The 14,049-nt window shown below is 64.1% G+C and carries 15 protein-coding genes; 7 read left to right on the top strand and 8 right to left on the bottom strand.

Annotated features, from left to right (window positions below):
* Positions 1-224 precede the first annotated feature (224 nt).
* The gene (locus NA29_RS01790; RefSeq protein WP_039395075.1) at positions 225-1,469 is read left to right on the top strand and encodes a GTP-binding protein; all 1,245 of its coding nucleotides are present in this window, start codon (positions 225-227) and stop codon (positions 1,467-1,469) included.
* Between the two features lie 4 nt (positions 1,470-1,473).
* Positions 1,474-1,968: a 6-pyruvoyl trahydropterin synthase family protein gene (locus NA29_RS01795; RefSeq protein ID WP_084103368.1), complete on the top strand. Its 495-nt coding sequence runs from the start codon at positions 1,474-1,476 to the stop codon at positions 1,966-1,968.
* A gap of 176 nt (positions 1,969-2,144) precedes the next feature.
* Here the strand turns inward: NA29_RS01795 and NA29_RS01800 are convergent, their stop codons facing one another.
* Entirely contained in the window at positions 2,145-2,864 is a 720-nt protein-coding gene (locus NA29_RS01800) for a pirin family protein (protein ID WP_039395077.1), read from the bottom strand.
* A gap of 379 nt (positions 2,865-3,243) precedes the next feature.
* Between NA29_RS01800 and NA29_RS01805 the strand changes: the two genes are divergently transcribed.
* The gene (locus NA29_RS01805; protein WP_039395079.1) at positions 3,244-4,113 is read left to right on the top strand and encodes a PhzF family phenazine biosynthesis protein; all 870 of its coding nucleotides are present in this window, start codon (positions 3,244-3,246) and stop codon (positions 4,111-4,113) included.
* A gap of 15 nt (positions 4,114-4,128) precedes the next feature.
* Positions 4,129-4,713, top strand: coding sequence for an IMPACT family protein (locus tag NA29_RS01810; RefSeq protein ID WP_039395081.1), 585 nt, complete (start codon positions 4,129-4,131; stop codon positions 4,711-4,713).
* A 42-nt stretch (positions 4,714-4,755) separates the two neighbouring features.
* Here the strand turns inward: NA29_RS01810 and NA29_RS01815 are convergent, their stop codons facing one another.
* From NA29_RS01815 to NA29_RS01845, 7 genes are all read right to left on the bottom strand, one after another.
* Positions 4,756-5,274, bottom strand: coding sequence for a cupredoxin domain-containing protein (locus tag NA29_RS01815; RefSeq protein WP_084103381.1), 519 nt, complete (start codon positions 5,272-5,274; stop codon positions 4,756-4,758).
* A complete protein-coding gene (locus NA29_RS01820) occupies positions 5,271-6,617 on the bottom strand; it encodes a multicopper oxidase family protein (protein WP_039395083.1) in 1,347 nt (448 codons plus the stop codon). The genes NA29_RS01815 and NA29_RS01820 overlap by 4 nt, the downstream gene beginning before the upstream one ends.
* Positions 6,614-8,239, bottom strand: coding sequence for a TolC family protein (locus NA29_RS01825; RefSeq protein WP_231965119.1), 1,626 nt, complete (start codon positions 8,237-8,239; stop codon positions 6,614-6,616). The genes NA29_RS01820 and NA29_RS01825 overlap by 4 nt, the downstream gene beginning before the upstream one ends.
* On the bottom strand, positions 8,236-8,721 hold the full coding sequence (locus tag NA29_RS25630; RefSeq protein WP_039395085.1) for a hypothetical protein: 486 nt from the start codon (positions 8,719-8,721) through the stop codon (positions 8,236-8,238). The genes NA29_RS01825 and NA29_RS25630 overlap by 4 nt, the downstream gene beginning before the upstream one ends.
* Before the next feature lie 317 nt (positions 8,722-9,038).
* The gene (locus tag NA29_RS01835) at positions 9,039-9,503 is read right to left on the bottom strand and encodes a hypothetical protein (protein WP_150777158.1); all 465 of its coding nucleotides are present in this window, start codon (positions 9,501-9,503) and stop codon (positions 9,039-9,041) included.
* Between the two features lie 139 nt (positions 9,504-9,642).
* Positions 9,643-10,047, bottom strand: coding sequence for a hypothetical protein (locus NA29_RS01840; RefSeq protein ID WP_039395094.1), 405 nt, complete (start codon positions 10,045-10,047; stop codon positions 9,643-9,645).
* 220 nt (positions 10,048-10,267) lie between these two features.
* On the bottom strand, positions 10,268-10,669 hold the full coding sequence (locus NA29_RS01845) for a hypothetical protein (RefSeq protein ID WP_039395097.1): 402 nt from the start codon (positions 10,667-10,669) through the stop codon (positions 10,268-10,270).
* A 565-nt stretch (positions 10,670-11,234) separates the two neighbouring features.
* Here NA29_RS01845 and NA29_RS01850 point away from each other — a divergent pair.
* The 3 genes from NA29_RS01850 to NA29_RS01860 all read left to right on the top strand — a co-directional run bounded on the left by NA29_RS01850 (position 11,235) and on the right by NA29_RS01860 (position 13,850).
* Complete coding sequence (locus NA29_RS01850) at positions 11,235-11,753, top strand: hypothetical protein (RefSeq protein ID WP_039395100.1); 519 nt, start codon at positions 11,235-11,237, stop codon at positions 11,751-11,753.
* A gap of 281 nt (positions 11,754-12,034) precedes the next feature.
* Positions 12,035-12,310, top strand: coding sequence for a hypothetical protein (locus tag NA29_RS01855; RefSeq protein WP_039395103.1), 276 nt, complete (start codon positions 12,035-12,037; stop codon positions 12,308-12,310).
* A 490-nt stretch (positions 12,311-12,800) separates the two neighbouring features.
* Positions 12,801-13,850, top strand: a complete 1,050-nt coding sequence (locus NA29_RS01860; RefSeq protein ID WP_039395107.1) for a porin — start codon at positions 12,801-12,803, stop codon at positions 13,848-13,850.
* Positions 13,851-14,049 lie beyond the last annotated feature (199 nt).

Below are 14,049 nucleotides of genomic sequence, written 5' to 3' on the forward strand. Positions count from 1 at the left end.
GCGATGTCCGGTGAATGGCTGGCATCGCCACGAATGCGCGCTGACGCGCCTGCGATAGCGCGACGCTGCGCCGGTCCCCCCGACGGCGCGCGCCAGCGGCGTCACGCTTGCCCGTACCGGTCAACCCAGGCACCGGTGCGGCGCCACCCGCCTCCAGTGGGGCGACGTCGGCGCGCATCCTTCGGGAGAACGCCTGCCCCACAAGACCACAGGACTTTGTTGTCATGACTCACCCTCTTCCCCAAACCGGCGCCGATCGCCGTCTGCCCGTCACTGTCCTTTCCGGATTCCTCGGTGCCGGTAAAACCACGCTACTCAATCACGTGCTGCGCAATCGCGAGGGCTTGCGCGTGGCGGTCCTCGTCAACGACATGAGCGAAGTCAACATCGACGCGTCGTTCGTCGAGCGTGGTGCAAGCAACGCCGGCGCGGCCCTCTCGCGCACGGAAGAGCGCCTCGTCGAGATGAGCAACGGCTGCATCTGCTGCACGTTGCGCGAGGACTTGCTGATCGCCGTGCGCGAACTCGCGCAGGACGGTCGCTTCGACTATCTGCTGATCGAATCGACGGGCATTGCCGAACCGATGCCTGTGGCCGCCACGTTCGAATTCCGCGACGAAGCGGGACAGTCGCTTGCCGACATTGCGCGTCTGGACACGATGGTGACTGTCGTCGACGCGCTGCACGTACTGAAGGACTTCAACGGGCTGGACACGCTGGCGCAACGCGGGGAGGTCGCGGGCGAGGAGGACGAGCGCCGTCTCGCGGAGCTGCTGACCGAGCAGATCGAGTTCGCCGACGTGGTCGTGGTGAGCAAAGTGGATTGCGTGGACGCGTTGCAACTCGACGCCGTCAAGGCACTCATCACGGGCCTCAATCCGTCGGCCAAAATCGTGCTGGGCGAGCGCGGACAAGTGCCGCTGAACGAAGTGTTGGGCACGGGGCTGTTCGACCCTGCGCGCGCGGAGCAGATGGCCGGTTGGGCGCAAGCGCTCGTGGGCGAGCACGATTCCGAAGCAGACACGTTTGGTGTGACGAGCTTCGTGCTGCGTCAGCGCGAACCGATGCATCCCGCGCGTTTCGCGGCGTTCATGTCGATGCCGTTCGACGGACTGATTCGCGCGAAGGGTTATGTCTGGGCGGCAAACCGTCCGGCATGGGCGCTCGCGTATTCGCGTGCGGGTAATACGGCGACGCTGGAGTCGGTCGGCCAATGGTGGGCTGCGGCCGATCCTGACTTGTGGCCGCCTGTCGGCGATCCGCAACGCACGGCCATCGAATCGAACTGGGAAGCGCCGTGGGGCGACCGTATCAACGAAGTGGTGTTCATCGGGCGCGATCTGGATCGCGACGCCATCGAGAAGGCATTCCGGGATTGCCGCCTGAGCGCCGTCGAACTCTCGCAGGGCGACAAGGCGTGGCGCGACGACGAACACGCTCTGCCGCTGGAAATGGCCGACGAGGCGTGAGCGAATGAGTCGTACCCATGCGCAGAAGCCGGTAGCGGCGCGCCAGCGCGCGCTGAAGCGAACGCCTGAACCGTCAGACCGGCATGCGCGCGCACATGCCAGCACCGAGACGCGAGCGCAGTTCACCTTGTCGCGCAGTTTTGTGTTCGAAGCGGCGCACACGCTGAACCGCCGCGACATCGACCCGCCGAGCATGGACGCGAGTCGTCGCATCCACGGCCACAGCTACCGGGCGACGGTGGAAGTCACGGGTGCGCCGATGGGCGAGTCGGGCATGGTGCTCGATCTGGCACAGCTCGATGCAGCGCTCACGCGCGTGAGCGAACGGCTCGATCATCGTCTCCTGGACGATGTCGCCGGACTCGGTCCTGCAACGCTTGAGAATCTCTGTGCGTTCATCTGGCGCGCACTCGCGCCGCATCTCGTGGGGCTGTCGCGCGTGAGCGTCAGTCGCGATGCGCGTGGGGACGCCTGCTCGCTCTCCATGCGCGAGGCATGAAGCACGCGTGCTCGTCGACGCGCGTTCGCATTCGTCGACGTTAAAAAAAGATGCGACCGGCACCGTGAGGTACCGGTCGCGTGGACACCGAGGGAAGGCGGTGTCCGAGGTGTGGCGCACGGCGGGAAGCTGCCCGTACGCCACGACCACTGTTGCCGACCCGGGCGGATTGCCGCTTAAAAGTCAGGCGTTTCCACCGGACGCAGGTCGAACACAAGCACTTCGGCGTCGTTGCCACCGGAGAGCGTAAGTGCCGTCTCATCGCGCACTCGCACCCCGTCCCCTTCACCCAGCGCCACACCGTTCAGGCTCACACTACCGCGTGCAACGTGCACGTAGGCGTAGCGGTTCGGCGCGAGCGTCAGCGTGGCCGATTCATCACCGTCAAACAGCCCGGCATACACGCGCGTATCCTGATGGATGTGCAGCGAGTTGTCGCTGCCGTCCGGCGAGATGATCTTGCGCAACTGGCCGCGCTTTTCTTCCGCCGTAAAGCGTTGTTGCTGATACTCCGGCGCGATGCCCGTCTGGTTCGGCACGATCCAGATTTGCAGGAAGTGCACCGAATCGGTCTTCGAGTGGTTGAACTCACTGTGCGCCACGCCACGCCCTGCGCTCATCAACTGCACGTCGCCCGGCTCGATCACGGAACCGGTGCCCATGGTGTCCTTGTGTTCGAGCGCGCCTTCGAGCACGTACGAAAAGATCTCCATGTCGCGGTGCGGGTGCTTGCCGAAGCCCTGAGCCGGCGCCACGCGGTCGTCGTTGATCACCAGCAGGTCGGAGAAGCCGACTTGCTTAGGATCGTAGTAATTCGCGAACGAAAACGTGTGGTGCGAGTTCAGCCAGCCATGGTTGGCAACGCCTCGGTCTGCAGCTTTTCTGATGTCCAGCATGATGGGCTCCTGTCACTTCTTCGTTAAGTTGTGAGGCTGTGTTGGCCTCGATGAATGACATTTTAGAGTCCCCAGCGAGAACCACAATCCATCTGATTTGAGAATTATTGTCTCAATTTAGTTGTCAATTGATGGCGGCCGATCCGGCGTGTTTTCGGCCCGGAGATCGGACGATTCTGATCGAACGGGGTACAAAACACCGAAAGTGGGCGTGAGTACCGCGTGTGTCGCCCGTGCTGCGGCGCGATGTGCGAGACTACGAGCCTTCTTTCGAAAGGCCAGACGACCGGCCGTCCGGCGGCGGCCCGCGCTCACGAAGCATGGGCGGCCGTGCAAATGTTCGATTTCGTCACGATCTACCTCTTACTGGAGCATCGCCATGAGTCGCAGTTACGCATTCCGTATCGTCAACGTCTTCGCCGAATCCACGTTCGGCGGTAACCCGCTGTGCGTGTTCGAAGACGCCCGCGGCATGAGCGACGACGAGATGCGATTGCTGGCGCGTCAGTTCAATCTGTCCGAGACAACGTTCATTCTTCCCTCGGACACGGCCGACGCTCATGTGCGCATCTTCACCCCCGGCTACGAAATGCGTTTCGCGGGTCATCCGACGCTAGGTACCGCGCACGTGCTGCGTTCCCTGCGCGGCCTGGGCGATAACGTCACGCTGCAGTTCGCCGCCGGTCTGGTGCCCGTGCAGGCGCAAGGGGATCACTGGACGCTGACCGCACCGTCGTCGGGCGAGCCGAAAATCCAAAAAGCCACCGAAGCGGATTCGGATATCGCAGCGCTCGTGCGCCTGAGCCGTGACGATCTGGCGCAATCGCCGCAGTGGGTCGATACCGGCGCGGATCAGTTGCTGATTCCGGTGCGCGACGCCGACGCTGTTGCACGCGCTCAGCCCGACAGTGCCAAGCTGGAGCGCTGGCCGCTCTCGAGCCTTGAGCGCAAGACCGGATACGTGTTCTCCATCGACGACCGCCAAGGCAACGAGCTGCAGGTCACGGCGCGTTACTTCTTTACCACGCAGGGCGGGGGTGTCAGCGAAGATCCGGGCACGGGTTCGGCATGCGCCAATCTGGGCGGCTGGCTGATCGGGCAGGGCTATCCGTTGCCTGTGCGCGCGCGCGTGTCGCAGGGCGACGCCATCGAGCGTGCGTGCCGTCTGACGCTCGAAGTGACGGCGGACCGCGAGATTCGCGTGGGCGGCAATGTGATCGAAATCGCGCGTGGCGAGGTCACGCTGTAAGGGGAATACCGTCGTATGTACGCTTTGGCAGCACCGGTCGAGACCGAGCTGGAGATCAGAAAAAGCCGGTTTATCGGCATCGTCATGCCTGTGGCATCGCGCGAAGCGGCGATGCGTGAACTGGACGCACTGCGGGTGCGTTATCCGAATGCCACGCATTACTGCTGGGTGCTGTTGTGTGAGGGCGCGTCGGGATTCGACGACGACGGCGAGCCGGGAGGCACCGCCGCCAAGCCGATGTACAACGTCCTCATGCACAAGGGGCTGGCGAATGTGTTCGCGGTCGTGGTGCGTTACTACGGCGGGATCAAGCTGGGCGCGGGCGGGCTGACGCGCGCGTACGGACAAGCGGTGAGCGAAGCGCTAAAGCTCGCAACGCTCACCGCCGTCGAGCCGACGATCGAACCGCGTTACCGCTGTTCGTTTGCCCACGAGGCGACGTTGCGCCGATTAGCCGAGCGTCACGCCGCTGAGGTGCTCGACGCCGCTTACGACGACGCCGTCACCTTGCGCCTGCGGCTCAAGGTGCGCGACGTTGAAGCGTTCGAGGCCGACGCCACCGAAGCGCTCAGCGGCGGCCTCGTTCGAAGCGACGACTGACGAGGCGACTTGCCGTCGCCTGCCGTCGCTTCTCACCGTGCTTTAGCGAACGTTCACAACCCCTCGCATGCCCGCTTCGAAGTGCCCCGGCTCAAGGCACGCGAAATCCACCGTTCCGGCTTGCGTGAAGTGCCACACCAGCGTCTTGCGCTGACCGGGCTCGACCGTCACCGCATTCGGCTCGGCGTGAGTCATGCCCGGCATCTGCTGCATCATCTTCGCGTGTTCGGCGAGCGATGCAGCAGTGCCCAGCGTCAGTTCGTGACGGATCTTGCCGTTGTTGGTGACAACGAAGCGCACCGTGTCGCCACGCTTTACGGTCAGCGTGGCCGGTGAGAAGCGCATGGTGTCGCGCATGTCGACATCGACTGTGCGGGTGGCCTGCGCGTCGTCGCCGGGTTCACCGATCGCGGCCGCCTCGCTGCTGTGGCCGTGCTGCATGTGCATGGCGTGCGGGTCGTCGGCCATCGCGGGCAGACTGAGCAGGAGCGTGGCAGCGCCCAGGGCGAGCGGGGCTGCGACCGAGCGGCTGAAGTGCGAAATGAGGTGCGGACGAATCATGATTTGACTCCGGTTTTGCCTGCGCTTGCGGGCGGGCGATGGGTAGAGGGTAACGCTGAAGTGCTGCCTTGCCACGGACTTGCGACGGTGCCGCGAGGCGCGCGATACCAGCCGGGATCGCGATAGCTGTCGCGCGGCAAGTCTTGCCGCACTTTGAGGGTGGTGAACATGCCGCCCATTTCGATGGGGCCGTAGGGCCCGGTGCCCGTCATCATCGGCAGCGTGTTTTCCGGAATCGGCATTTCCATGCCGTTCATCGACGCGCCGGTTTCGCCCATCGCCATGTAGTCGGGAATGATGCGGGTGACCTTTTTCGCGATCTCACGCTGATTCACGCCGAGCATGGTCGGCACGTCGTGACCCATCGGGTTCATCGTGTGGTGCGACTTGTGACAGTGGAAGGCCCAGTCGCCGGGTTCGGTGGCGTCGAACTCGATGGCGCGCATCTGCCCGACGGCCACGTCGGTGGTGACTTCCTGCCATTGCGCGGTGGGCGGTACCCAGCCGCCGTCGGTGCCTGTGACCTTGAACTCGTGTCCGTGCAGATGAATCGGGTGATTCGTCATCGTGAGGTTGCCGATGCGGATGCGCACCCGGTCCCCCCGACGCGCCACCAGCGGATCGATGCCCGGAAACGCGCGACTGTTCCACGTCCAGAGATTGAAGTCCGTCATCTCGTTGACGCGTGGTGTGCGCGTGCCAGGGTCGATGGCGTAGGCATTGATGAGGAATACGTAGTCGCGATCGACCGGCATGAACGACGGGTCCTTCGGATGCGTGACCCAGAATCCCATGAGGCCCATGGCCATCTGCATCATTTCGTCGGCGTGCGGGTGGTACATAAACGTGCCGGGACGTTTCGCTTCGAACTCGTAGACGTATGTCTGGCCCGGTGCGATAGCGCGCTGGTTGAGACCGGCGACGCCGTCCATGCCGTTGGGCAGACGCTGGCCGTGCCAGTGCACGCTCGTGGCCTCCGGCAGCTTGTTCGTCACGTACAGACGCACACGGTCGCCCTCGACGACCTCGATGGTCGGCCCCGGACTCTGGCCGTTGTAGCCCCAGAGGTTGGCCTGCATGCCGGGCGCGATTTCACGCACTACGGGTTCGGCGATCAGGTGGAATTCCTTGACGCCGTTGCGCATGCGCCAGGGGAGCGTCCAGCCGTTGAGCGTGACGACGGGGCGGTAGGGGCGTCCGTTGGGCGGAGCGAGCGGTTTGGCGGTGGTGGCGTCGCTGCGAGTGGCGGCGTCCGGCAGTGCTGCGAGGCTGGTGCGTTCGACAGCGGCAGCGCCCACGACGGCGAGGCTGGCGTCACGCAGGAATCGTCGGCGCGAAGTCATTCGCCACCTCCGTGTTGGTGAGACGGGTGAGATGAAGCAGGCTGCGCGGGGGCAGACGGTGTGGCTGGCGCAGATGGTGCAGATGGTGCAGATGGTGCAGATGGCGCGGCAGACGAGGACGATGCGACCGGCGCGGAAGCTTCCGTCGGCGAGGGCGATGCCGATGCTTCAGGCGTCCCGCCGCCAAGGCTCTCGCGAAACGCTGCATCGGCCAGCCAGTAATCGGACGTCGCGTCGATGTAGCCAAGGACCGCGTCGCGTTGCTCGCGCGCGTCCGTCAGCAAGTCGAAGACACTGGCGAGCATGCCGTTGTATCGCAGCAACCATTCGTCGGACACGCGCTGACGCATCGGGAGGATAGTCGTGCGGTAATGCTCGGCGATGTCCCACGCAGCGAGTGTCTGCGCGCGACGTGTGCGAACGTCCGCGCGCGCGGCAACGGCCGTATCGGCGAGACGGTCGACGCTTTGGCGATAGCGCGCTTCGGCACCGGCGATGCGTGTCGAACCCCAGTCGAATAGCGGCACTTCCAGCGAGATTTCGTAGCCGCGCTCGCTTGGGCTACCGGTAGCGCTGTTATTGCGATATGCCGTATCCAGTACGTTGACGAAGCGTGTGACGCGGGTCAGGCCGAGGTCGCTCGCGGTGGCATCGAGCGCAGCCCGTGCGGCACGCACGTCGGCACGTTCGCGCAGGGCCTGCGCTTCGGCGTCGGGCCATGCAGGACGAGGTGCGGGTAAGGCGGGCAGACGTTGCGGCAACGTGAAGCTCAGTTGCTGACCCCAGAGGCCCATTTGCCGTGCGAGCTGTTCGCGTGCGGCGTTGGCCTGCTCGCGGGCGCGTGCGAGACGCGCGGCCGTATCGGCGTAGACAAGGTTCTCCTGCGTGCGCCGCATCGCACTGAAGTTGCCTGCACGCGCCATGCCGTCGGCGAGTTCGCTGGCAGCTTGTGTGGCGAGGGTCGTCTGCTCAAGGATCTGCACGCGCTCCTGTGCGGCAACGGCGTCGATCCATGCGCGGCGCGTGAGCGTCGCTTGTTCGACGATGGCTTGCGTCACCTGCGCCTGCACCTGCGCGAACCGACGCGCCTCTACACGCGAAGCGAGCGGCATCGTGAGGACACGGACGAAGTCGATGCCCCATGTGCGTTCGATGCTGACATCGCCACCGCCTTGCACGCGCTGAAAGGAGAAGCGGGGATTGGGCAGACGTCCCGCCTGAACGAGCGACGCTTCGGCGATGCCGAGTTCCGCATACGTCGCCTGCAAGCCGCGATGGTTGAGCAGCGTGAGCTGGACGGCGGTGTCGATATCGATCGGGTGAGCCAGCAAGTCGTCGCGCTGTTTGGCGAGCGCTTGTGCTGCGGCGTCGTCGCGAGCCCAGACGGCTGATTTGCCGAGGCGTTGTTGCGCAGTGTCGGCAACCGAGGTGAAACCGCCGTCGTCGCTAAACGTTGCGCAACCGGACAGTACCAGCGTCGCAATCGCGGCGAGGACCAGCGGCGATCGACGTGTGCGACGGGCCGTATCTGCAGCGCGACGATGCGGCCGGAATGCTGTGGCGCCGCGTGTGAGAGACGTGGAGACTGTCGCTGTCATGGGCGACAAATGAGCGCTCGTCATTGCAGCCCTCCTTGTCCGCCATGACCGGCGTGCGGATCGACGGACACGCCGGGAGGCGACGTCATCGGCATGGCGTGTCCCATGTTTTCGTGGCCCGGTGTCACCGGGGCGGACGAAGGGGCCGTCGGCATGGCGTGTCCCATTGCTTCGTGGCCTGTCCTGGCGGGCGGATTCATGGCATGCCCGCTGTGGCTCGGCATGTCATGACCCGAACCGGACATCCCGGACATCCCGGACATGCCCGAAACGCTGGCGTTCACCATGCGCCAGTCGCTTGTCGCGACGGATAGCGCGGGCCGGACGAAGTCGCTCAGCACGTCGGCGGGCAGTGGTCCGGCGGGGGCGTCGGGAGACGCGGGATCGTCGGAGGCGACCATGGGTGTCGCCGGTTCTGCGGCGACGGCGCCTAGCGAGCTCGCGCCCCACAGCGATAGCGCGACGGGCACACACAAGGCGTGCCGTCGAAAGGAAAGAAACATCATCGAAAGACTCGTCGATCTGGCGATGCCGGGCGTGGACACGCGCCTCGGAAGGCAGCGCGTACGGCACGGCACCGCATGTTCATGGGGCAGACGGACTTACGACGTGAGTGACGAATGTGACGGAAGCGGCAGTCGCCTCAACGGCAGCGACCGCAACCGACACATCGACGGCAACAGGCAGATCAGGCGTAGCCGTGCCAGTCACGAGGTAGTTCGTAAATCAGTCTGACGGGGGAACGACGACGGCTGGGAATCGACCGGGCGCGCGTGCAGGCATCAGGCGATGCCGCAGCGACACAGGTCGCGATGCGAAGCCGTCAGATGGCGAGGGCTTTGGGGGGACGTTCGAGGACGGCAACGATGGCGCTGGTGGCCGACGTGCGAAGGAACGGAATGGCGGCAGACGGCTGTGCGTCCGGCACGCGCATCACGACGCTTTGCGGCAGGGCTGTGCAGACGACGCAAGCTGCGCAGGCAGAGCAACTGGCGTGTTGATTGTGCGACGTCTGTGATGACGCATGCGTGGCGTCGTGCGTATCGCTGACCGTGACTGTCGCCGCGTTTTCGTCGCCGTGATGGTGCATGCCGTACAGGGGGTCGCCGGGCATCGACGCGTGATGCATCGCCATGGTTGGCATGGCGTCGAGTGTCGCAACGGGCATGCGCTGCATCGAAGCCGCAGGCGTTCCCGGCGGGCAATGCGTGCGTAGCGCGGCCATGGCCTGTAGCGGCATGGTCACGCACAACAGCAACAGCACGAGGAGTTTGCGCCAGCGATTCATGCTGCGCAGTCTAGCATCGCCTGCGCGCCGCTCGCAAATCGACGTGCGGCACCGTCGTGCGCATCGACGTTCGTCGACTGCCATGCGGGCTTGCGACAATGCCGACGCCAACACCATACCCACGGCCACGCCCTCCGTCTCAATGCTCAAACAGATGGAACGTCTCGAAGTGCGTGCGTCGTCTCGACAGCGCGACGAGGTTCACGACGCACACCAGCGCGACGAGCACGAACAGCGGTGCGGAGACCTCGATGGTGTCGCGCGCGAGCAGCGAGACGAGCGTGAGCGCGACCATGAGCGTCAGCAGCACACGATGCAGCCACGCCGCGAGTTTCAAGTGCCGCTCGGATTGTGCGACGAGCACGACCAGTGAGACGTAAAACGGGGCCGCAATGACGGCGAGCACGCAGAGGGCGAGCAGCACGCCCAGCACGCTGGTCAGCAGTTCGTGCCCGTCGGCGGCGCTCGATTGCACGCCCACAACGGTTGCTGCCGCCAGGTAGAGCAGCATCAGTCCATCCAGAACGATCGCGAGTCGGTTCATGACATCTCTCCGGCGTAAAAGAGTGCGGAGGTTCAGAGGTGCGCAGGCAAGTGTCCGGCGCAGTCAAATCGTCTGAGTCATCTGAAAAATGCGCTGAAAAAATCGCCGAAAAAGCGGTCCGAGATCCCGCCAGTGTCATGCGTCGGTCACCGGCGGCAGGCCAGACTAGCCGCGAATCACGATATTCCTGTGACAGCGGCCGACAATGCGAGTGCCGTCGTCAGCGTGGCGGTGCGGGCGTGGCGGAGGGGCGAGGTCGACCGTCCGTTTGCAACGCTTCAGGGAGCATCAGACCCAGCCAGATGGCCGCAGCATCGACTTCAGCCGGATCCGACGCCACCTGTACGCGGTAGATTGCGACGTTGCCGCAATCGTCCCCGCAAAACAGATCGCGCTCGAGATCGGCGATGACGTCGAGCCGCTGCTGAACACGGTAGAAGCCCAGCGGCGTGAGGTCCTGCACCAGCGCAGCAAGTGTTTCGGGATAGAGAAACAGACGCGACGGCCAATGGCCGTGTCGATGGCGAAATTTACCGAGCGCACCCAGCACGTGCGCGAGCGTGCCGCCATGACCGCGAACGAAGTCGATCAGGTGCGGCGTGCCGTAACCATTGGTGTACACAAACGCTCCGTTGACTTCCCGAAGGTGAGTGCCCGGTAAATATTGGTCTTGTGATTCGATAGTTGCAGACCGGCACGCGTGGCGAAATCCGCACTTTCGCTTAATCCGTCGGCATGAGTGCCAACGCAGAAGCGTTAGCACAAATGGAAACCGGCGGGCTAAGCCGCCGGTTGAGGCCCCATCGGGGCATCGCCAGCCGCGTGTACCGGCGCGGCATGGTATGGGCCAAGGAGACTTGGCACCGAAGGGCATTGCCGTCATGCATCGGACCACCATCGGTCCCCGGCCGTGCCTATGCAGTTTGACTGCGCTTTGAGTATAGGTCGCGTGCGCCGCGTGCCAATCGGCTTTTTGGATGAGCGCGCCGTCAATCCACGATGCGAACTATCAGGCACTTCCGAACTCGAATTGGCGCAAGTTTTCCCGTGTCACCGTGGTTTCGTCCGCGCGCACTTTGCGTTCTAATGTCACCATTCCAGGCGATATCGAAAGTGGTCCACGCCCGCATGACCCGGTCACCCCCGGCGACCACTAACGCGCCATACCCCAGTCAGACATTCCAATAATGGCAACGAACTCTTTTCAACGATGGGCTTTGCTGGCATGCGTATGTGCCGCACAGTCGGCCTTCGCCGCCGACCAGTGCGAAGGCATTCTGATGCTGGCCAAGAGCGCTCAAACCGGCTTTGAAGACGTCTCCGGGCCGCTGGTGGCCAAGAATGAGCGCGGCGAGAGCTATCAAGCGACGTATTCGGTGCCCGGCGGCGATTGCAAGGTGTTTCGCGCGACCGGACTCGCCCCGACCTACGAGTGCATCTGGGATTACCAGAAGATCACGCCGATGGATTTGCGCAATCAGGCGCAGAAGTTCGCGACCGACATAGCGCGCTGCACGCGCGGTGTGACCACGATGCGCACGACCACGACGAACCCGGCCGGGCTGCCCGCCGAATGGCAGAGCGCGAGCCGGAAGTACGCGCGTCCGGTCAATTTCACCATCACGGCGCAGGATCTCGTGACGCCGCGCGGCGACCGTGTGCGTGAGATTTCGCTGTCGGTGGAAAAGCAGATCGGCGACAAGTGATTCGACGGGGCGTCGCCCCCTCGGGCCCGCCGGGCTTGGGTTTGCGGAGCTTTGTCCGGCAAGCCCGAAGCGCATTCGTCTCCCGGTTACGTCCCGGTTTTAGCCCAGTTACAAACGGTTGCAGACCGCATCGCGTATTAACATCTTTTCAGTCGACGCTCATTCGGCTGTCCCGGTAAAGTCATTCATGAGGTGTATGGCGCATCGGCAATCCGCCGATGCGGGGCACACCTCGTGCAACCGGCCCCACCGTAGTGGCCGGGAGATGTGGCTGAACCCAAATGAGTGCGCGACTTCGCTGTTGTTTCCTGTTACTGCTGGTGTGTGCCTACCCTGCCTGGGCCGATGGCGGGCGTGGGCGCGAGATGCTGGACGTGAACAAGGCGTCGCTGCGCGAAGACATCAGCCGTTTCAACGCGGACCGGGGGCGTGGACAGGCGGCTTACCCGAACTGGGCGTCGCCCGCCGAACCCCGTGAGCGTCAATACACACCGCAAGGCGAACCCCGCGGCCAGCGCGGCAATGAAGGCGGCGGACGCCGGGGCCGCGGCTTCTAAGACGGCCGCACGAGGCTCACCCGCCCACCCGATGAGTGCACCCCCGACGCCTCACCAGAGTTCCACCGCTAAATCCTGTAGCACCCCTGCGTAGCCGTCCCCGATCTGCACCGAATGTTGCACATGTGCAACATTGGATGCGCTCTCTCCTCCCCAAAGACGTCCCTGAGTCGCCCTTGAGCGATGTCCATGATTCGCGCATCTCACGGCGAATGTGAGCGGTTGCTAACCCCGAAATATACGCGTTATATCAATCCCGTTATACCGGGATTAATTGTGGCGCGGATGGTCGTCCGAATTTTGTCTCCCCACCATTTCCCAGCCACTTCGTGTGGTGCATTTTTCCTTGCCGTTCCGGTCTTTCTGCGCACGGCGGGGCTGTGCGAGAATCACGGCCGTTTATCAGGGAGGCGCTTCTCGAAAGGGCGCCAGCAGGGTCCCGTGCAGGGCGGGAGCAGGCACACAAAATACATAAACCAAGGAGAAGTCAATGAAGCGCAGTATGGCCAAGGGCATGGGCGGGGCACTCGTTCTGGGCGCGTGCATGGGGGCGGTGAGCGCGCCGGCACTCGCACAATCGAACGTCACGCTTTACGGTCAGGTCGACGCCTGGGTGGGCGCAGTCAAGAACCCGGGTAGCGACCGGGCCTGGACGCAGGGCGGTGGCGGCATGTCCACGTCGTACTGGGGCATGAAGGGTAACGAAGACCTCGGCGGCGGCCTGAAGGCGGTCTTCGTGCTGGAAGACTTCTTCCGTCCGCAGAACGGTCAGTACGGCCGCTTCCAGGGCGACTCGATGTTCTCGCGCAACGCCTACGTCGGCTTGCAGTCGGACACGGCCGGCACCGTCACGATCGGTCGTCTGACCACGTCGTACTTCGTCTCGACGATTCTGTTCAACCCGTTCGTCGATTCGTACACCTTCAGCCCGATGGTGTTTCACACCTTCATCGGTCAGGCCGGTCAGGGTGTCGTGGGCGACTCCGGCTGGAGCAACGCCGTGATGTACACCACGCCGAACTTCAAGGGGCTGACGGGCGCGGTCTCGTACGCCTTCGGCAACAAGGCGGGTGAAACCGGGCAAAACAAGTGGAGCGCCTCCGCGCTGTACTTCAACGGCCCGTTCGCGGCGACCGTCGCTTACCAGCAGGTCAAGTTCGACTCGGTGCCCGACGACATGGCCGGCATCACGGGCTTTCGCAGCCAGCAAGCGCTGCAACTGGGCGCGACGTACGACCTGCAAGTCGTGAAGTTCTTCGGCCAGTACCAGTACATCCGCAACAACATCACCGGCGGCGGTGTGTCGGAGAACGGCGGCCAGCTCGGCGTGTCGGTGCCGCTGGGCAACGGCAAGGTGCTCGCTTCGTACGCGTACACGAAGAGCTCGGGCGCGAGCAACGTCAACCGCAAGACGTGGGCACTCGGCTACGACTACAACCTGTCCAAGCGTACCGATATCTACGCCGCGTACATGAACGACAAGGTCAGCACGATGTCGGGCGGTGACACCTTCGGTGGCGGCGTTCGCATGAAGTTCTGACGCCACGGCGCGCGCGCATCCCATGCGCGTGACGGTGGAATCAGCCAAGGGGCAGACCGAAAGGGTCTGCCCCTTTTTCTTTGAGCGACGTCGGTGTGCGGCATGCGCCCCGTCAATCGCATTGGCCATTCCGCACAGCGGTTTCATGTGTCACCGATTCGACGTGTCCGCGCTATGATTTGTGCACCGCGCAAGACGG

Origin of the sequence: Pandoraea sputorum, from assembly GCF_000814845.2 — a bacterium.
In the GTDB taxonomy this organism is placed as follows: domain Bacteria; phylum Pseudomonadota; class Gammaproteobacteria; order Burkholderiales; family Burkholderiaceae; genus Pandoraea; species Pandoraea sputorum.

Coding starts and splice junctions, on each gene's coding strand:
- NA29_RS01790 (WP_039395075.1), top strand. CDS start 225: ATGACTCACCCTCTTCCCCAAACCGGCGCCGATCGCCGTCTGCCCGTC.
- NA29_RS01795 (WP_084103368.1), top strand. CDS start 1,474: ATGAGTCGTACCCATGCGCAGAAGCCGGTAGCGGCGCGCCAGCGCGCG.
- NA29_RS01800 (WP_039395077.1), bottom strand. CDS start 2,864: ATGCTGGACATCAGAAAAGCTGCAGACCGAGGCGTTGCCAACCATGGC.
- NA29_RS01805 (WP_039395079.1), top strand. CDS start 3,244: ATGAGTCGCAGTTACGCATTCCGTATCGTCAACGTCTTCGCCGAATCC.
- NA29_RS01810 (WP_039395081.1), top strand. CDS start 4,129: ATGTACGCTTTGGCAGCACCGGTCGAGACCGAGCTGGAGATCAGAAAA.
- NA29_RS01815 (WP_084103381.1), bottom strand. CDS start 5,274: ATGATTCGTCCGCACCTCATTTCGCACTTCAGCCGCTCGGTCGCAGCC.
- NA29_RS01820 (WP_039395083.1), bottom strand. CDS start 6,617: ATGACTTCGCGCCGACGATTCCTGCGTGACGCCAGCCTCGCCGTCGTG.
- NA29_RS01825 (WP_231965119.1), bottom strand. CDS start 8,239: ATGACGAGCGCTCATTTGTCGCCCATGACAGCGACAGTCTCCACGTCT.
- NA29_RS25630 (WP_039395085.1), bottom strand. CDS start 8,721: ATGATGTTTCTTTCCTTTCGACGGCACGCCTTGTGTGTGCCCGTCGCG.
- NA29_RS01835 (WP_150777158.1), bottom strand. CDS start 9,503: ATGAATCGCTGGCGCAAACTCCTCGTGCTGTTGCTGTTGTGCGTGACC.
- NA29_RS01840 (WP_039395094.1), bottom strand. CDS start 10,047: ATGAACCGACTCGCGATCGTTCTGGATGGACTGATGCTGCTCTACCTG.
- NA29_RS01850 (WP_039395100.1), top strand. CDS start 11,235: ATGGCAACGAACTCTTTTCAACGATGGGCTTTGCTGGCATGCGTATGT.
- NA29_RS01855 (WP_039395103.1), top strand. CDS start 12,035: ATGAGTGCGCGACTTCGCTGTTGTTTCCTGTTACTGCTGGTGTGTGCC.
- NA29_RS01860 (WP_039395107.1), top strand. CDS start 12,801: ATGAAGCGCAGTATGGCCAAGGGCATGGGCGGGGCACTCGTTCTGGGC.